We start from the raw sequence: 18,124 nt of genomic DNA, 5'->3' as shown, positions 1-18,124 counted from the left end.
TCAGCTCCTTCCGGAGGTGAGCATTGCGGCTCAAATTGACCCTGCACCGACACGAGAACGATCCTGTCGACATCGTCATCACCGCCGACTCCACCGCCACTGCCGGCGACGTGGCACGCTACATCGCCGAATCCGACCCCGCGCGGTCGGTGCCGTTCACCGAGGGCGACGTGCTCACCCTCGCCGTGGCGCCGCCCACGGGGACGCGGATGGTGCCCCTGCAGCCCAGCCTGCCGATCGGTGAGGCTCCCATCGGGTCGGGATTCGCGGCATCCGTCCTCAATTACGGTGCCGGCTACGTCTCCACCGACCCGCGCGAAGTGGCGGGCGTGCTCCGCGCGACCGCCGGCCCGCTCGCCGGGCAGGAATTCGCGCTGTCGATGGGGCATGTCTCCATCGGCCGCGACCCCGGCAACGACATCGTGCTGGCCGACCCGATGGTCTCCAAGCGTCATGCGCGGATCGAGGTCGGCACCCACGCCGAGGTCGTCGACCTCAACTCCGCCAACGGCGTCGTGGTGGACGGCGTCGAGATGCAGCGCGTACGCGTGGAGGACGGCAAGCCGTTCGTCATCGGCGGCACCACGCTCGTCGTCTACCTCACCCGCTCGTGGGACGGGGCGGCGGGGGAGGAGCCCGTCATCGAGCGCGGCGGCGGCCTGTTGTTCAACCGCAGCCCTCGTGTGGAGGTGCGCTACCCCGGCACAAAGTTCAAGCCGCCGCGGCTGCCGACCGAGAAGATCGGCAAGATCTTCCCCTGGGCGATCATGGTCGCCCCCATCCTCATGGGCGCGGCCCTGTTCGCGCTCAACGGCAACCCGCGCTCGCTGCTGCTCATCGTGATGACGCCGCTCATGGCGCTCGGCAACCTGATCAACCAGTCGGTGCAGAGCAAGAAGACCGAGAACCACGAGTACATGCTGTTCGAGCGACAGTTCGAGCAACTCGAAGAGGACTTCTTCCGCGGCAAGCCCGAGGAGGAGCGCGCCCGGAACGCCGAGGCGCCTCCGGTCGCCGCCGTCTTCGACGAGGCGATGCGGCTCGGCCCGATGCTGTGGACGCGCCGGCCCGAGCACTGGAACTTCCTCGGTCTGCGCCTGGGCGCCTGCGAACTGCCCGCCCGCAACATGATCGACGACGCCGACGCCCCCGACGGCCTGCCCGAGTTCGTCGACCGCGTCGACCGCCTTCGCGAGCGGTACGCGACCGTCGACGACGTGCCGGTCTTCGACACGCTCCCCGCCGCGGGATCGATCGGCATCGCCGGCCCCCGCGCCCTCGTCGCCGACGCGATGCGCGGCGTCGCGGTGCAGCTGTTCGGGCTGCACGCGCCGAACGATGTGGTCGCCGTCGCGTTCGCCGACTCCGCCTGGACGCCCGAGCTGGAGTGGCTGAAGTGGATGCCGCACACCTCGTCGGAGCGCAGCCCGTTCCGCACCCACGCGCTCGCGGACTCCGCCCCCACGGGCGCCGCGCTCCTGAACGCGCTCGAAGAGTACGTCCGCCGCGCGTCCAGCGGCCGCTCGCCGGAACCGCGCGGCCCGTTCAAGGAGGACTGGAAGCCGCTCGTCTACGGCACCGACGTCGCCCGCGCCGCGGAAGACCGTCCCCGCACACCTCCGGTGTCGGTCATCGTCTTCGTCACCGGTGACGCCCCGGTCGACCGGGGTCGCCTCACCGACGTGCTCGAGCGGGGCGCCGACCACGGCGTGCACGCCGTCTTCGTGTCGTCGACGGTCGAGTCGCTCCCGGCCGTCTGCCGCAGCTACATCGAGCTGACGGAGTCGCTCACCGACGCGCGCGTCGGACTGGTGCGCAGCGGCGAGCAGTTCGAGCACGTCGCCGTGGAGGGGGTCTCGAACGCCTACATGGACATGTTCGCCCGCCGGCTCGCTCCCGTCGTCGACGCCAGCACGGTCGTCCACGACGCCTCCGACATCCCGACCTCGGTGATGTTCCTCCAACTCGTGGACCCGGCGATCGCGGAGAACCCGAACGTCGTGATCGAACGGTGGCGGCAGAACAACACGATCGTCGACCGCTCGCCGACGCCCCGGCCGCGTCTGAAGAAGGCGGGCACCCTCCGCGCCATCATCGGGCAGGGCGCCAGCGAGGCGATGGTCCTCGACCTCCGCACCCACGGCCCGCACGCGCTCGTCGGCGGCACCACCGGTGCCGGCAAGTCGGAGTTCCTGCAGGCGTGGGTGCTCGGCATGGCCGCGGCGCACAGCCCCGACCGCGTCACCTTCCTCTTCGTCGATTACAAGGGCGGATCCGCCTTTGCCGACTGTGTTGAACTGCCGCACTGCGTGGGCTTGGTCACCGACCTGAACCCCCACCTCGTGCGCCGAGCCCTCACGAGCCTCCGCGCCGAGCTGCAGCACCGCGAGCACCTGCTCAACCGCAAGAAGGCGAAGGATCTCCTCGAACTCGAGAAACGGCAGGATCCGGAGTGCCCGCCGTCGCTCGTGCTCGTCATCGACGAGTTCGCGGCCCTCGCCTCCGAGATGCCGGAGTTCGTCGACGGGGTCGTCGACATCGCCCAGCGCGGCCGCTCCCTCGGCATCCACCTGATCATGGCCACGCAGCGGCCCGCCGGCGTCATCAAGGACAACCTGCGCGCCAACACGAACCTCCGCATCGCCCTCCGCATGGCCGACGAGTCGGACTCGCGCGACGTCGTCGACGACGAGGTCGCCGCGAGCTTTCCCGCGACCGTGCCCGGGCGTGCGATCGCGAAAACCGGACCCGGCCGCCTCGTCCCGTTCCAATCCGCCTACACCGGCGCCTGGACCGACGATGAGGAAGGCGCCGCCGTCGAGGTACGCGTCGCCGAGCTGCGCTTCGGCGCGACCGCCGAGTGGGAGCCCGACCGGCCCGCCGAGTCCGACTCGCACGACGAGGATCTCGGCCCCAACGACCAGAAGCGCATCGTCTCCACCCTGGTGAAGGCCAGCGAAGTGGCCCAGCTGCCGCGGCCGCGTCGCCCGTGGCTCGACGACCTGTCGGCTCTCATCGACCTCGCCGACCTCGGCAACGAGGGCGACACCCGCATCCCGATCGCGCTCATGGACGTGCCCGAGAAGCAGCGTCAGGAGCCAGCCGCATTCGTCCCCGACCGAGACGGATCGATGGTCGTCTACGGCACGTCCGGCTCGGGCAAGTCGACGGTCCTGCGCACCATCGCCACGGCGGCCGGCATGCGGCCGGACCTCGGTCGCGTGAACGTCTACTGCCTCGACTTCGCGACCGGCGCGCTCAGCGCGCTCACCGCGCTGCCGCACGTCGGCTCCGTCGTCGACGGCGGCGACGTCGAACGTATCCAGCGCCTGCTCCGCACCCTCGACGGCGAGATGGACCGACGTTCGGTCGCGTTCTCGGCCGCCAGCGCAGCGACCTTGCAGGAGTACCGCGACATCAAGGATCCGTCGATGCCGCGGATCATCCTGCTGATCGACAACTACCCCGAGTTCAAGAAGGACTGGGAGGTCGCCCCCGGGCGCGGACCGTTCTACCGGACCTTCATGCGGATCCTCGGCGAGGGTCGCACCCTCGGCATCCACACCGTCATCACCGCCGACCGCGGCAACGCGGTGCCCAGCGCCGTGGCATCCAACATCTCCCGCCGCGTCATCCTGCGGATGGGTGACCCGTCGCAGTACATGCTGCTCGGAGCGCCGCGCGACGTGCTCGACGAGCAGTCTGTGCCGGGGCGCGCGGTCATCGACGGTCACGAGGCGCAGATCGCCGTGCTCGGCGGCACCTCGAACGCGGTCGAGCAGACCAAGGCCCTCGGCGAGCTCGGTGAGAAGCTGCGCGCCGCGGGCGTGCGAGACCTCCCCGAGATCGGTGCGCTCCCCACGGCGGTCCCCGCCTCCGACATGCCGGCGCAGGTCGACGGGATGCCGGTGTTCGGCGTCGCCGACGACACCCTGGCGCCGCGCGGGTTCGAGCCCATCGGCTCGTTCGTGGTGTCCGGTCCGCCGGCGTCCGGCCGCACGAACGCGCTCAAGGCGCTCATCGTCGCCGTCGAGCGCTTCGATCCGACGGTGCGGCTGTACCACTTCGGCAGTCGACGTGCGGAGCTCAAGGACTTCCGTCCGTGGGTGAAGAGCGCGACGAAGCCCGAGGACGAGCGCGACCTGGCCGCCGAGCTCGCCGAGCTGGTCGTCACGGAGGGCGAGGGGCGCATCATGATCGTGGTCGAGGACATGCCGCACCTCGCCGACGGTCCGGCCGATCGCCCCATGCGTGCGCTCCTGCAGGCGATGAACGACAGCGAGCACCTGCTCATCGGTGACGCCGAGATCTCGCGCGCCACCGGGAGCATCGGCGTGCTGGGGGAGTGGAAGACCGGCCGGCAGGGCATCGTCCTCAAGCCCGACACCTACGACGGCGAAGCGATCTTCAAGACGCCGTTCGGACGCGTCAAGCGGTCGGACTTCCCCGTCGGTCGCGGCATCTTCGTGCAGGCGGGCCGGGCCGTCACCGTGCAGATGCCGCTCGTCGCGGACGCTCCGCAGCCTGCCGGTGCCGCGCAGGCGCCGATGACGCGTGCGGCGGCGCGGGCGACCCCTTCCGTGGAGACGCCTGCCGGACGGATCGGGGGATAGTGCCCGCCGACCGGTCTTCTCGCGCGCAGGAAGAACCTTAGCCGGTGACAAGTGGGTAGTTCTCCCCATAGGCGTTGGAAGATGAGGTGATTAGCATCGTTCAGGCGGGGGCCGAACCGGACATCCGCACAACGACGACACGCTGGGAGGCGGGTTCATGGCACACGATTTCGGTGCAACGTACAGCGAGATGGAGAGCGCGGCTCAGCGCCTCCGCGACGGCCGCCAGACCGTCACCGACACGCTGAAGGAACTGCAGGGCATCATCGACGACCTCGTGCAGGACGGCTTCAAGACCGAGAACGCCTCGGAGGCGTACTCGACGGCCTACTCCGAGCTCACCACGTCGCTCGACGACGCCGCAGAGGCCGTCAACGACATGGCGCAGGCGCTCGACCGCATGGCCGACCGCATCCGCGACACGGATGCGGAGTTGGCCGGCGGTTGATCCGACGACGCTGATACGGGCCGTGGTGCGATACCTTCGCACCACGGCTCGTCCGCGTGACCGGCTGATGAGGATCAGGGAAACGAACGGAGCCTTCACCGATGGTGTCGCAGACCTACTGGTACAACCTTTCTACGCAGTCCGTCATCCAGGATGACGAGCGTCCCTCCGAAGACTGCCTGGGCCCCTTCGGAAGCGCCGCGGAGGCGGAGGATTCCCCCGCCATCCTCATCGAGTACGCCCGCAGCTGGCTCGAGAGCGACGAGAGCGAGCCGTTCCGTCAGATGGCCGCCGAGGCCGACGACGGCGTCGACCTCCCCTGATCGCCGCGATGCGCGCACTCCGCCGCGGCGCGGCGGCCGCGGTTCTGGCATCCGCTCTGGTCCTCTCCGCCTGCGCACCCGCTCTTCCGCCCACCGTCGTGGAAGGAAGCGAAGTGACCGTCGGGTGGACGGGCGGGTTGACCTCGCTCAACGCGGTGTCCGATCGCACCGGCGCCAATGCCGAAATCGCGGCGGCGACGCGAGCCGGATTCGGAAGCACCGCTGACGGCGAGTTCACCCCGGACGAGAGTTTCGGCACGGTCACGATCGTGTCGGAAGACCCGTTCACCGTCCGCTACGACCTCGCCGAACCGGCCTGGTCGGACGGGATCCCCCTGGATGCCGCGGACCTGGTGCTCGGCTGGATCGCCGCGGTCGGCGGTCTCGCCGAAGACGCCGCGCTCGACGGGCTCACACCGCCGAAGATCGACGAGTTCGCCCGGTCGATCGATGTGCGCTTCGCCGGGCCGAGGAGCGACTGGCAGTCGTTCGTCACGGTGCCCGTCCCGGCGCATATCGTCGGGAAGCGCGCGTTCGGCCTCGACGACCCCATGGAGGCGAAGCAGGCCGTCATCACCGCGATCCGGGGCATGGATGCCGCCGCGCTCACCGAGGTCGGCACGGTGTGGCGTGACGGATTCGACCTGGCCGAGGGCAGTGACGTCCCGGCCGAGCTGCTGCTCTCCAGCGGGCCGTACCTCATCACGGAGGTCGCCGCGGAAGAGCAGGGACAGCGCATCACGCTGGCGCCGAACCCCGAGTTCGCCGGCACGGCGATGCCGCAGGTCGAGCGCATCACGTTGACTGCGCCCGGGGAGGACCCGGTCGCCGCGGTCGGCGAGTCGCTCGACGTCGCGACCGTCGCGCCGACGGAAGCGAACCGCGCGCCCATCACGGAGCGCGAGCGGCGGGACTTCGCCGTGCAGGCCACGCACGACGGCACAGTCTGGGCGCTGCTGCTCCGCCCCGCCGGCGTGTTCTCCTCGGCGGCGGCGCGCGCCGCCTTCCTCCGTGCCGTTCCCGCAGGCGAGATGGTCACGGCCGGGGCAGGGGAGTGGGAGTCCGCCTACACGAAGACGACCTCGATGCTCGCGGCTCCCGGCTCCCGCGCCTTCGACGTCGTGACCGCGGACTCCGGCTTCGCCGCCGCGCTCGGCACGCCCGCCGACGAGCCGGCGCAGGACCGGGCGAAGGCCGGGGTGCGCTCGGGTGCCCGGGTGTGCGTCCTCTACGACGAGCGCAGCGCGTTCGCGAAGGGCGCCTTCGCGGCGCTCCGCGAACCCGTGAAGGAGGGTGGCTGGTCGGTCGCCGATTGTGGTGCGGACGACTTCGGTGCAGCGCGAGACGCGGGGCGGTGGGATGCCGTGATCCAGCGGGTCTCGGTGCCCTCGACGCCGGCGGAGATCGCGGCGCAGTGGGGGACGGACGGGTCGGCATCCGTCATCGGCAATGCGGACGCCGCGCGAGATGAGCTGATCGCGACCCTCGCACAGACGGTGGATGTGTACGCGGCCCGCGAGATCCGCGCCGAGATCGAGGCGTCGATCGTGCGCGCCGCCGTGGCCCGTCCGCTCGCGATGGCTCCTCGGGTGACGATCGTCGCGCCGGGGGTGACGGGTGTCACCCCCCGCGACGGTGCGGTGGCGCCGATCCTCTCCGGCATTTCGCAGTGGGTCGCCGCGCCCTGACCGTCGTGTCCGATTTCCGCGAGCCGGATGCTTCGGGGCGTGTCAGGCTGGGGTGATGACGACGATCCCGGCGATGAGCTTCGACGAGCGCTACCGCGCGATCGACGCTCGTGACGCCCGGTTCGACGGCCATTTCGTCACGGCGGTCCACTCGACCGGCATCTACTGCCGCCCGAGCTGTCCGGCCCGGACACCGAAGCCGAGCAATGTCACGTTCTACCCGACCAGCGCGGCCGCGCACGAGGCGGGGTTCCGTGCCTGCAAGAGGTGCCTGCCCGAAGCGACGCCGGGGTCGCCCGACTGGAACCTGCGCGGCGACCTGGCAGGTCGCGCGATGCGGCTCATCGCCGACGGTGTCGTCGACCGCGACGGGGTGTCGGCGCTCGCGGCATCCCTCGGATACTCCTCGAGACAGCTCGGGCGGATCCTCACCGCCGAGCTCGGAGCCGGGCCCCTCGCTCTCGCCCGTGCGCACCGCGCCCACACCGCGCGCACGCTGCTGGTCGACACCGACCTGCCCGTCGCCGACGTCGCCTTCGCGGCGGGATTCGCGAGCGTTCGGCAGTTCAACGAGACCATTGCGGAGGTCTTCGCGCTCACCCCCACCGAACTCCGCGCTCGCGGGGCACGGCAGGACCGCACCCCCGGTCGGATCACCCTCCTCCTCCCCGTGCGGGAGCCGTTCGACGCCGTGGGGCTGTTCGGATGGATGCGCGCCCACGCGGTGCCCGGCATGGAGGCGGGCGACCTCGACGCGTTCGCGCGCGTCGTGCGCCTGCCCGGCGGGCCGGCCTGGTTCGAGGTGCGCTCCGCCGGCCCCGGGCGAGTGCGGCTCGAGGTCGAGGTCACCTCGCTCCGCGACCTGTCCACCCTCATCTCGCGCGTGCGGCGGCTGTTCGACCTGGATGCCGACCCCGTTGCGATCGATCAGGCGCTGTCCCGACACGAAGAGCTCCGCCCGCTGGTCGCGCGGATCCCCGGCATCCGTCTGCCGGCTGCCGTCGATGCCGACGAGATGCTCATCCGCGCGATGATCGGGCAGCAGATCAGCGTCGCCGCCGCTCGCACCGTGATCGGACGCCTCGTCGACGAGCTCGGCGCGCCGGTCGGGACGGGGCGCGGCCCGGCTCGGCTGTTCCCGACCATGCGGGCGCTCGCCGAGCGTGGCACCGAGGTGCTGCGCGGACCGGCTGTGCGCGTCCGCGCCATCGTCGCGGCCGCCGACGCGCTCGCCACGGGCCGGCTGGTGCTGACCCCCGGCGATGACTCCGGCGAACAGTGCGCCGCCCTCCTCGCCCTCCCCGGCGTCGGCCCGTGGACCGCCGACTACGTGCGCATGCGGGTGCTCGGAGATCCCGACATCGCGCTCCCGGGAGATGTCGCCGCCCGCGCCGGTGCCGATGCCGCAGGTCTGCCTGCCGACCCCGCCGGGCTCACCGCCTGGAGCGCCCGGGTCGCTCCCTGGCGCAGCTACCTCATGGCGCACCTCTGGGCCGCGGCTCCCGTGACCCAATCGTGGCGCGCGCTACCCCCGCACTCTCGGAAGGACCCGACATGACCGCGCACCTGCGGACGATCGACACCCCCGACGGTCCCTTCACCCTGCTCGAGGAAGACGGCGCCGTCCTCGCCTCGGGCTGGACGGCGGATGCCGACGCGATCGTCGCCCGGCTCCGCCCCGCCTTCCGGCCCTCGACGATCGCGCTCGCGGAGCCGGGGTCGGGCTCCGCCGCCACCGCAGCGGTGCGCGAGTACTACGCCGGCGACCTCTCCGCGATCGATGCGGTCCCGGTGTCTCAGGCGGGGACAGCGATGCAGCTCGCCGGCTGGGCGGCGCTGCGCGGCATCCCGGCGGGAGAGGTCCTCACCTACACGGCGTTCGCGGAGCGGTCGGGGAGCCCCGGTGCCGTGAGGGCCGCGGCATCCATCTGCGCGCGCAACGCCCCGGCGCTGTTCGTGCCCTGCCACCGCGTCATCCGCACCGGCGGCGGTCTGGGCGGATTCGCCTGGGGGCTCGAGGTCAAGGAGCGGCTGCTCGCCCGCGAGAGCGCGATCTTGCAGTCGGCTGATCCTCAGGGATAATCTGGAGGGCTCCCGCTCACGACGCGGGTGCCCCCGTCCGACCCCATCGAGGAGGAAGCCATGTTCCCGGAGATCGTCATCACGAAGTCCGTCGCCTTCCTCGCCATCGGACGCCCGGCCCGCCAGGGATGACCCGGCGCGGAAGCAATCCGCGCCCCTCGCTGTTCTTCCTCTGAGGGCCTCCTCGACCCTGATCTTCTGCGCAGTGCCGCGCTCCCCGCCGCCGCCGCCGCATCCGCTTCCACCCCTGCAGGAACATGACCTCTTCGACGCCTCCCCGTCTGTCCACCGCCCGTTCGCTCGCGCGGCTCATCCCGTTCGCGAAGCCGGTCCTGCCGCGCCTCGCGCTCGGGGCCGTCAGCGCCCTCATCGCGAGCCTCCTCGCCCTCGGCATCCCCCTCGTCCTCGAGCGGATCGTCGGTGACGAAGGCCCCATCGCGTCGGGCCAGCCCGGCCTGATCGCCCTCGGTGCGGGGCTCGTCCTCCTGCTCGGCCTCCTCGAAGCGCTCATGGTGTGGGCGCGTCGCTGGTTCGTGCTCGGCCCCGCCACCGCCGTCGAGTACGAGCTGCGCACCGACTTCTTCGCCCGACTGCAGCGACTGCCCGTCGCGTTCCACGACCGGTGGCAGTCCGGCCAGCTGCTCAGCCGGATGATGCAGGACATCAGCCTCATCCGTCGGTGGCTCGCCTTCGGCGTCGTGCTGCTCGTGGTCAACGTCATCACGATCGTGGTGGGATCGGTGATCCTGTTCCGCTGGCACTGGCTGCTCGGCACGATCTTCGTCGCCGTGTCCGCGCCGCTGTGGATCGCCGGGTACATCTTCGAGAACCGCTACGGCGCGCTGTCGCGCCAGAGCCAGGACCAGGCCGGCGACCTCGCGACCGCGGTGGAGGAATCCGTCCACGGCATCCGCGTCCTCAAGGCCTTCGGCCGCGGCGGCCACGCGCTGAAGAAGTTCACGCGTCAGGCGGAGACCCTCCGCGAGACCGAGATCAGCAAGGCCCGGGCCGTCGGCTGGATCTGGTTCTGGCTGGTCCTCCTGCCCGATATCGCGTTCGCGCTGTGCCTGGGCGCCGGCATCTTCCTCGCCCAGGCGGGCGAGATCGACAATGCCGCACTCATCGCCTTCTTCGCGCTGGCGACGATCCTGCGGTGGCCGGTGGAATCGATCGGCTTCCTGTTCTCCTTCCTCGTCGATGCGCGCACCGCGACCGACCGCATCTTCGAGGTCTTCGACGAGCAGAACACCATCACCGACCCCGAGAACCCGACCACGATCGACAGCCCTCGCGGGGAGCTGGTCTTCGAGGATGCGCATTTCCGGTATCAGGATGCCGGTGACGCCGAGCGCGACCTCCTCAACGGGATCGACCTCGCCCTCCGTCCGGGCGAGACGATGGCGCTCGTCGGTCTCACCGGGTCGGGCAAGACCACGCTGACGACCCTGCCGGGGCGCCTGTACGACGTCACCGGCGGCCGGGTCACCCTCGACGGGGTGGATGTCCGCGACCTCACCCTCACCGAGCTGCGCCGTCACGTCGGCATGGCGTTCGAGGACGCCACGCTGTTCTCGCAGACGGTTCGGGAGAACGTGCTGCTCGGGCGCGAGGACCTGGTTCCCGGCAGCGCCGAGGCGGAGCGCGTGCTCCGCGAAGCGCTGCAGGTCGCGCAGGCCGGCTTCGTCGATGATCTGCCGAACGGCGTTGACACCGTCATCGGCGAGGAGGGGCTCAGCCTCTCCGGCGGCCAGCGTCAGCGGCTCGCCCTCGCCCGCGCCGTCGCCGCTCGCCCCGCTGTGCTCGTCCTCGACGACCCGCTGTCGGCGCTGGACGTCGACACCGAGGCGCTCGTCGAAGACGCGCTGCGCGAGGTGCTCGCCGAGACGACGGCGCTCATCGTCGCCCACCGTCCCTCGACAGTGACCCTCGCCGACCGGGTCGCGCTGCTCCAGGAGGGGCGCGTCACGGCGGTCGGGACGCACTCCGAGCTGCTTCGCACCAGCGAGCACTACCGCCACGTCATCTCGAGCCTCGAGGACGAACAGAAACGCCAGCAGGAGAGGGAGGTGTCCCTGTGAGCACCGTCACCGGCACGAGCGGCGAAGACCGCTCCGACTACACGCGCGCCGAGAGCCGCGAGATCCGGCGCCGGTCGCTGCGACTGCTGGGGTCGCTCGTCATGCCCCTGAAGATGCAGCTCGTCCTCGCGGCCGTCGTGCTGGTCATCTCGACCGCGCTGCGCGTGGCGGGCCCCGCCCTCGTCGGCTGGGGCATCGCGAACGCCCTCCCTGCGGTGCAGGCCGAGGCCGACTGGATGCCGACCTTCCTCGTCGTCGGGATCTTCATCGTCACCGCGATCGGCGGCGCGGCGCTCATCGGGTGGTACGCGGTCGTCGCCGCGCGCCTCACGCAGGCCGTCATGCTCGACCTGCGCAAGCGGATCTTCCTGCACACGCAGCGACTGAGTCTCGAGTTCCACGAGTCGTACACGTCGGGCCGGATCATCTCCCGTCAGACGAGCGACCTCGACACCATCCGCGAACTGCTCGACGGGGGTCTGAACGAACTCGTGTCGGGCCTGCTGTACGGCGGGTTCACGCTCGTCGCTCTCCTGCTGCTCGACTGGCAGTCGGGCCTCATCCTCGCGGCGATGGGCATCCCGCTGTACTTCCTGATGCGCTGGTTCTACCTGCGATCGCAGATCGTCTACCGCGAGTCGCGCGTCGTCAGCGCGAAGGTCATCGTCAAGTTCGTGGAGTCGATGACCGGCATCCGCGCGGTCAAGGCGTTCCGCAAGGAGCCCGCCAACGACGCCGAGTTCGGTGGTCTCGCGAGCGACTACCGCGAGGTCAACATGCGCTCGATCCGCCTGTTCGGTACGTTCGAGCCGGGCATGATGGCCGTGGCATCCCTCGCCCTCGCCCTCGTCGTGTTCTGGGGCGGGTTCCGCGTCACGAACGGTGCGCTCGAGCTCGGCTTCCTGCTGTCGGCGGTGCTCTACGTGCGGAACTTCTTCGCGCCGATGCAGGAAGTGGCGTTCTTCCTGAACTCCTACCAGTCGGCGACCGCCGCGCTCGAGAAGGTGTCAGGCGTACTCGAGGAGGCGCCGACGGTGCCCGACCCCGAGCGGCCTGTCGATCTGTGGGAGGCGCGCGGGCACCTGCGCTTCGAGGGCGTCACCTTCGGGTACTCCGACGAGCGGACCATCCTGCCGGACTTCTCCCTCGACATCCCCGCGGGTCAGACGATCGCGCTGGTCGGCACGACCGGTGCCGGCAAGTCGACGCTCGCGAAGCTGGTGGCGCGGTTCTACGATCCGACCGTCGGCCGGCTCACCCTCGACGGCGTCGACCTGCGGAGCCTGCACCCGAAGGACCTCCGGCGGGCGATCGTCATGGTCACGCAGGAGGCGTACCTGTTCAGCGGGACCGTCGCCGACAACATCGCGCTGGGAAAGCCCGACGCGACGCTCGAGGAGATCCAGGCGGCGGCGCGCGCCGTGGGGGCGCACGAGTTCATCGAACGTCTGCCGGACGGCTATCACACCGACGTCAACAAGCGCGGCGGTCGTGTGTCGGCGGGACAGCGTCAGCTGATCTCGTTCGCACGCGCCTTCCTCGCGGACCCGGCGGTGCTGATCCTCGACGAGGCGACGGCGTCGCTCGACATCCCGAGCGAACGGCAGATTCAGGAGGCCCTGGGTACGCTCCTGGCCGACCGCACCGCGATCATCATCGCCCATCGGCTGTCGACCGTGGCGATCGCCGACCGGGTGCTCGTCATGGAGCACGGCCGCATCATCGAGGACGACACCCCTGCCGCCCTCATCGCCGGCACCGGCAAGTTCGCTCAGCTCCACAGCGCCTGGAAGCAGTCGCTCGTCTGAGCTCACCCCCTGACCGGGAGACGGCAGGCACGGCCCTGGACGGCAGCCCGAGACCGATGTCTCGGGCTGCCGCTGCAGCCGTCTCGGGGTCCGGGCGGGGGTCAGAGGCGACGCTCGGCGACGACCTCGCCGTACTCGGTCTCGTCGACCGGGGTGAAGCCGACGCGGCGGAAGAACGCCTCGGGGCCGCCGTCACCGGCTTCGTAGATGACGTTGATGTGGTCGAAGCCTCGTTCGCGGGCCTCGTCGAGGAGTTTCTCCACGGCGAAGCGGCCGACGCCGCGGCCCTGATCGTCGGCGTCGACGTTGATGCGCCACAGCACGGAGCGGAAGTGCTCCTGCGCGGCATCCTCGTCGAAGTTCGCGCTGACGAAGCCGACGACCTCGTCACCGTCGAGCACGACGCGCTGCCACGCGGTGGCAGGGTTCACGACCGCGCCGGCCACGGCGTAGCTCGTCGGGGCGAGGAACTGCTCCTGGCCAGGCTTCAGGGACATCGTGTTCACCGCCACGATGGTTTCGGCGGACAGTTCGACCAATCGCAGCTCCGTCATGCGGCCAGGCTAGCGGCATGTGCGGCATCCGGGTACACCCGTTCGGCAGAAGTGTCCCGGCGCGCGCAGATCCCACCGCCTGCGCAAAGTATCTCGACATCGAGAGACTTCAGTGTCGTGCGATAGGCTGAGAGGCATTCCCCCGACGATTCAACGGAGAGACGACACGTGTCCGAGTCGACCATCATCTACACCTACACCGACGAGGCCCCGGCGCTCGCCACCGCCTCGTTCCTCCCGATCGTGAAGGCCGTCGCCGGTCAGGCCGGCGTGGAGATCGAAACCCGCGACATCTCGCTCGCCGGTCGCATCCTCGCCGCCTTCCCGCAGCGTCTGACGCCCGAGCAGCAGGTCGGCGACGCGCTCGCCGAGCTCGGCGGCCTCGCGACCCTCGCCGAGGCCAACATCATCAAGCTGCCGAACATCTCGGCGTCCATCCCGCAGCTCAAGGCGGCCATCGCCGAACTGCAGTCGCAGGGGTACGACATCCCCGCCTACCCGGACGAGCCGACCTCCGTCGAGGAGAAGGACATCCGCGCCCGGTACGACCGCATCAAGGGCTCCGCCGTGAACCCCGTGCTGCGCGAGGGCAACAGCGACCGCCGTGCGCCGCTGTCGGTGAAGAACTACGCCCGCAAGCACCCGCACCGCAACAAGCCGTTCGCTGACGGCTCGAAGACCCGCGTCGCGACCATGGGCCACGACGACTTCAAGTCGAACGAGAAGAGCTGGGTCGCCGCTCACGACGACGTGCTCACCATCCGTCACATCGCCGAGGACGGCACCGAGACGGTCCTCAAGGACGGCCTGAAGGTCCTGCCGCGCGAGATCATCGACGCGACGTTCCTCTCTGCTGCCGCTCTCGACGCGTTCCTCGCCGAGACGCTGGAGATGGCGAAGTCGGACGACGTGCTCTACTCCGTCCACCTCAAGGCGACGATGATGAAGGTCAGCGACCCGATCATCTTCGGCCACGTCGTGAAGGCCTTCTTCGCCGACGTCTTCGCCCGCTACGGCGACGCGCTCGCCGAGGCGGGGCTGACGCCGAACAACGGCCTCGGCTCGATCCTCTCGGGCCTGGCGGACGTCGCGAACGGCGACGAGATCGCCGCCGCGTTCACCGCCGCCATGGAGTCCGGCCCCCGGCTGTCGTACACCAACAGTGACAAGGGCATCACGAACCTGCACGTTCCCTCGGACGTCATCGTCGACGCGTCCATGCCCGCGCTCGTCCGCAACGGCGGCAAGCTGTGGGGCGTCGACGGCGGCGAGGACGACACCCTCGCGGTCATCCCCGACTCGTCCTACGCCGGCGTCTACCAGGCCGTCATCGACGACGTCATCGCGAACGGTCCGCTCGACCCGACCACGATCGGCACCGTCCCGAACGTCGGCCTCATGGCCCAGGCCGCCGAGGAGTACGGCAGCCACGACAAGACGTTCGAGATCGCCGCTCCCGGAGTCGTCCAGATCACTGACTCGCAGGGGACCGTGCTCATCGAGCACACCGTCGGCACCGGTGACATCTGGCGCGCGACGCAGACCAAGCACATCGCGGTCATGGACTGGGTGAAGCTCGCTGTCACGCGCGCCCGCGCCACCGGCTCGCCCGCCGTGTTCTGGCTCGACCTGAACCGTGCGCACGACGCTCAGCTCATCGCCAAGGTGCACCAGGCGCTCGCCCTGCTCGACACCACCGGCGTGCAGATCACGATCCTCGCCCCCGAGGAGGCCACCCGCTACACGCTCGCGCGCATGCGTCACGGCCTCGACACCATCTCGGTCACCGGCAACGTGCTCCGCGACTACCTGACCGACCTGTTCCCGATCCTCGAGGTCGGCACGAGCGCCAAGATGCTCTCGATCGTCCCGCTGCTCGCGGGCGGCGGGCTCTTCGAGACCGGTGCGGGCGGCTCTGCTCCCAAGCACGTGCAGCAGCTCGTCGAGGAGAACTACCTCCGCTGGGACTCGCTGGGTGAGTTCTTCGCCCTCGCGGCGTCGTTCGAGCACCTCGCCGACTTCACCGACAACCCCAAGGCGAAGATCCTCGCCGACACGCTCGACGCCGCGACCGGCACGTTCCTCGAGAACGACAAGTCGCCCGGTCGTGCGCTCGGCACGATCGACAACCGTGGCAGCCACTTCTACCTCGCCACCTACTGGGCGCAGGAGCTGGCCGCGCAGACCGTCGACACCGAGCTCGCCGCCGCGTTCGCGCCGGTCGCCGAGGCGCTCACCTCGAACGAGGAGACGATCGTCGCAGAGCTGAACGCCGTGCAGGGCTCGCCCGCCGAGATCGGCGGCTACTACCGGCCCGACGAGGAGCTCGTCGCCTCGGTGATGCGTCCCTCGAAGACGCTGAACGGCATCATCGACGGGATCTGATCCCATGAAGAAGGCCGGATGCCACGTGGCATCCGGCCTTCTTCATGCCCGCCGCCGGGACGGCGGCGGGATCAGTCGATCAGGAGTGGATCCAGACGTCGCCGCCGTTGGGCAGCCAGTCGTAGAGCTTCTTGGCCAGGTTCGGCGGCATGTTGACGCACCCGGCGCTCATCTGGTTGCCGAAGTTGTTGTGCCAGTACGCGCCGTGGAACGCCTGGTTGCCGTTGAAGTACATGACCCACGGCACGCCCTCGCGCGTATAGGGCAATCCCGAGTCGCGGGCTGTTCCGGACATGTCCTGGCTCTCCAACCGCCAACCGATTGAATAGCGACCGGTGTGTGTTTCAGCGCCCGGACGGCCGCTGGAGATGAGCCAGGTGTCGATGACCTTGCCGTTCTCCTTCAGGTAGAGGCGCTGTTCGCTGAGGTCGACTTCGGCCAGGCGGGTCGTCGTGACCGTCTCGCGCGGCGTGACGTCGACCGGGAGCGCGTACGCAGCGTCGCCGGTCGACAGCTGCGCGGCGTAGTCGGAGGCGATGTTCGACGTGTCGCCGAGCACGCGGCCGTCCTGACCCTCGACGATCGTGACGAGCTGGGTGCCCTTCTCGCTGGTGAGGATCTCGGCGGTGACGGGGTCCTGGTTCACCTTGTCGGCGAGCCCGTCGACCGTCTTCTGGACGGCCGCGGGGTCGGCGGTGATCGTGAAGGCGCCGGACTCGTCGGTGCCGATCGCCAGCCACGAATCGAGGCGCTTGGCCGAAATCGGGACGACGCGCTCTTCGCCGGCGTAGAAGCCGGCTTCGGCGATCATCTCGGTGAGGGTCGCGGCGGTGGCCTCGGCCATCTCGGTCGTGGTGACGGATGCCACCGGGATCGACGCGGCGTCGATGGTCGCCTGCGATGCGCCGTCGGCGACCGCGCCCTCGATCGCCGCGGTCAGGGCGGCGAGGTCGATGCCCGTACCGTCGATGGCGGGCTGCGCCTCGTACCCCGTGCCGGTGAAGACCACGGCGGCGGGGGTGGGGTCGGTGTAGAGGTCGGGCACCGCTGCGCGCAGCGCCTCGTGGGCCTGCGCCTCGTCGAGCGAGACCTCGAGGCCGTCGACCGTGGAGAACCATGCGCCCACGTTCCACATCGGGCTCTGTGAGAACGCGGCGTCGGCGAGAGCGGAGGCGTCGACGGTCGCGCCGAGATCGGCGCCGGTGACGGTTGGGCCGCCCTCGCCGAGGGTGATCGTGAGGTTGGCGAGGTGACCGGCGATGCTGCCCTCAGCCATGTCGGCGGTCTGACCGCCGACGGGGATGCCCGCGACGGCGGTGCCGGGAGCGATGAGCACGAGCGAGGCGGCGACCGCACCGGCGGTGACGATGCCGACCGGGATGCCGATCTTCAGGCCGAGGCGGCGGCGCTTGGGCGCCGGTTCGGCCGGTGCCCACCGGACGTCAGGGGCGTCGCCCGACGCCACGTCGTCGGCCTCGCGCCGCGTGATTACTTCGGACATCGATATCCCCCGAGTAGTGCCCCTCAGCGCGCGGAAACCCGCACACCTGTGGTAAATGGTACGCGACCAGGCTGGGAGGCGGCCTCAGCCCTGACACGAAGTGGCGAAGTCGGCACCTGCCGAGCGGATCTTCTCGGTGGCCGCGGCGAGCTCGGCGGCTCCGGCGAGGTCTCCGCCGGCGGCTGCGGCCACGGCATCCCGAAGCCCGGCGAAGCCGTCGTGCATCTGGGCGACCGTGCGCCCCACCTCGCGATGGCTCACGGCGGAGCCCGCTTCGGTGAGGCCGTCGACCACCTCGCCGAGGGCCCCGGCTGCCGCTTCCGGATCGCCCGGATCGACGTCGGCGAAGGCGGCCATCGCCGACGCGACGTGTTCTGCCACCGCCGCGCACGCGGCTGCGCGACTCTGGGAGGAGCGCGGTTCGGCGGGTTCTTCCGGGGCGCTGCAGGCGGTAAAGGACAGCGCGAGGACGGTGAGCGCGAGAGCGGGGCGGAAGCCGCGGTGCGCCGGGCGCAGGGTGGTCACGAGGAGCTCCGAGGGAAGAAGGCGGAGCCTCCAGCGTGCCACGAGGCGAGGGGCCGGCCGTATGAGATCTTCCTCATGATCCGCAAGGGGGTCGCTCAGCGCCAGCGCCGCGCCCTATG

12 protein-coding genes are annotated in these 18,124 nt (G+C 70.4%); 9 read left to right on the top strand and 3 right to left on the bottom strand.

The features are described 5' to 3' along the window. Positions 1-35: 35 nt before the first annotated feature. The 8 genes from ACHFGS_RS10820 (at position 36) to ACHFGS_RS10785 (ending at position 13,040) form a co-directional block, all read left to right on the top strand. Positions 36-4,613 carry an FtsK/SpoIIIE domain-containing protein gene (locus ACHFGS_RS10820; RefSeq protein ID WP_394279720.1) on the top strand — a complete coding sequence of 1,526 codons (4,578 nt, stop codon included), beginning with the start codon at positions 36-38 and terminating at the stop codon, positions 4,611-4,613. Between the two features lie 157 nt (positions 4,614-4,770). Then, entirely contained in the window at positions 4,771-5,061 is a 291-nt protein-coding gene (locus ACHFGS_RS10815) for a WXG100 family type VII secretion target (protein WP_231370862.1), read from the top strand. Positions 5,062-5,162: 101 nt separating this feature from the next. Next, positions 5,163-5,384 carry a hypothetical protein gene (locus ACHFGS_RS10810; RefSeq protein ID WP_394279721.1) on the top strand — a complete coding sequence of 74 codons (222 nt, stop codon included), beginning with the start codon at positions 5,163-5,165 and terminating at the stop codon, positions 5,382-5,384. Between the two features lie 8 nt (positions 5,385-5,392). Then, a complete protein-coding gene (locus tag ACHFGS_RS10805) occupies positions 5,393-7,072 on the top strand; it encodes a hypothetical protein (protein WP_394279722.1) in 1,680 nt (559 codons plus the stop codon). A gap of 55 nt (positions 7,073-7,127) precedes the next feature. Next, on the top strand, positions 7,128-8,630 hold the full coding sequence (locus tag ACHFGS_RS10800; protein WP_394279723.1) for an AlkA N-terminal domain-containing protein: 1,503 nt from the start codon (positions 7,128-7,130) through the stop codon (positions 8,628-8,630). Further along, positions 8,627-9,154 carry a methylated-DNA--[protein]-cysteine S-methyltransferase gene (locus ACHFGS_RS10795; RefSeq protein ID WP_394279724.1) on the top strand — a complete coding sequence of 176 codons (528 nt, stop codon included), beginning with the start codon at positions 8,627-8,629 and terminating at the stop codon, positions 9,152-9,154. The genes ACHFGS_RS10800 and ACHFGS_RS10795 overlap by 4 nt, the downstream gene beginning before the upstream one ends. 257 nt (positions 9,155-9,411) lie before the next feature. Next, positions 9,412-11,232 carry an ABC transporter ATP-binding protein gene (locus ACHFGS_RS10790; protein ID WP_394279725.1) on the top strand — a complete coding sequence of 607 codons (1,821 nt, stop codon included), beginning with the start codon at positions 9,412-9,414 and terminating at the stop codon, positions 11,230-11,232. Then, entirely contained in the window at positions 11,229-13,040 is a 1,812-nt protein-coding gene (locus ACHFGS_RS10785; RefSeq protein ID WP_394279726.1) for an ABC transporter ATP-binding protein, read from the top strand. The genes ACHFGS_RS10790 and ACHFGS_RS10785 overlap by 4 nt, the downstream gene beginning before the upstream one ends. A 101-nt stretch (positions 13,041-13,141) precedes the next feature. Here the strand turns inward: ACHFGS_RS10785 and ACHFGS_RS10780 are convergent, their stop codons facing one another. Then, the gene (locus ACHFGS_RS10780) at positions 13,142-13,594 is read right to left on the bottom strand and encodes a GNAT family N-acetyltransferase (protein ID WP_394279727.1); all 453 of its coding nucleotides are present in this window, start codon (positions 13,592-13,594) and stop codon (positions 13,142-13,144) included. 168 nt (positions 13,595-13,762) lie between these two features. Here ACHFGS_RS10780 and ACHFGS_RS10775 point away from each other — a divergent pair, with 168 nt between their 5' ends. Beyond that, positions 13,763-15,979, top strand: coding sequence for an NADP-dependent isocitrate dehydrogenase (locus tag ACHFGS_RS10775; RefSeq protein ID WP_394279728.1), 2,217 nt, complete (start codon positions 13,763-13,765; stop codon positions 15,977-15,979). 79 nt (positions 15,980-16,058) lie between these two features. Here ACHFGS_RS10775 and ACHFGS_RS10770 read toward each other — a convergent pair whose 3' ends face one another. Both ACHFGS_RS10770 and ACHFGS_RS10765 read right to left on the bottom strand, forming a co-directional pair. Further along, positions 16,059-17,480, bottom strand: coding sequence for a L,D-transpeptidase family protein (locus ACHFGS_RS10770; RefSeq protein WP_394279897.1), 1,422 nt, complete (start codon positions 17,478-17,480; stop codon positions 16,059-16,061). Positions 17,481-17,564: 84 nt separating this feature from the next. Further along, complete coding sequence (locus tag ACHFGS_RS10765; protein WP_394279898.1) at positions 17,565-18,005, bottom strand: hypothetical protein; 441 nt, start codon at positions 18,003-18,005, stop codon at positions 17,565-17,567. Between the last annotated feature and the right edge of the window lie 119 nt (positions 18,006-18,124).

It is taken from the genome of Microbacterium sp., assembly GCF_043427715.1.
In the GTDB taxonomy this organism is placed as follows: domain Bacteria; phylum Actinomycetota; class Actinomycetes; order Actinomycetales; family Microbacteriaceae; genus Microbacterium.
The sequence above is the reverse complement of the archived record's forward strand: the minus strand, read 5'-3'. Positions and strand labels throughout refer to the sequence as shown.

Bases quoted from the DNA above. Each gene is read 5' to 3' on its own strand.
- ACHFGS_RS10815 (WP_231370862.1), top strand. From the start codon at position 4,771: ATGGCACACGATTTCGGTGCAACGTACAGCGAGATGGAGAGCGCGGCT.
- ACHFGS_RS10810 (WP_394279721.1), top strand. From the start codon at position 5,163: ATGGTGTCGCAGACCTACTGGTACAACCTTTCTACGCAGTCCGTCATC.
- ACHFGS_RS10805 (WP_394279722.1), top strand. From the start codon at position 5,393: ATGCGCGCACTCCGCCGCGGCGCGGCGGCCGCGGTTCTGGCATCCGCT.
- ACHFGS_RS10800 (WP_394279723.1), top strand. From the start codon at position 7,128: ATGACGACGATCCCGGCGATGAGCTTCGACGAGCGCTACCGCGCGATC.
- ACHFGS_RS10795 (WP_394279724.1), top strand. From the start codon at position 8,627: ATGACCGCGCACCTGCGGACGATCGACACCCCCGACGGTCCCTTCACC.
- ACHFGS_RS10790 (WP_394279725.1), top strand. From the start codon at position 9,412: ATGACCTCTTCGACGCCTCCCCGTCTGTCCACCGCCCGTTCGCTCGCG.
- ACHFGS_RS10780 (WP_394279727.1), bottom strand. From the start codon at position 13,594: ATGACGGAGCTGCGATTGGTCGAACTGTCCGCCGAAACCATCGTGGCG.
- ACHFGS_RS10770 (WP_394279897.1), bottom strand. From the start codon at position 17,480: ATGTCCGAAGTAATCACGCGGCGCGAGGCCGACGACGTGGCGTCGGGC.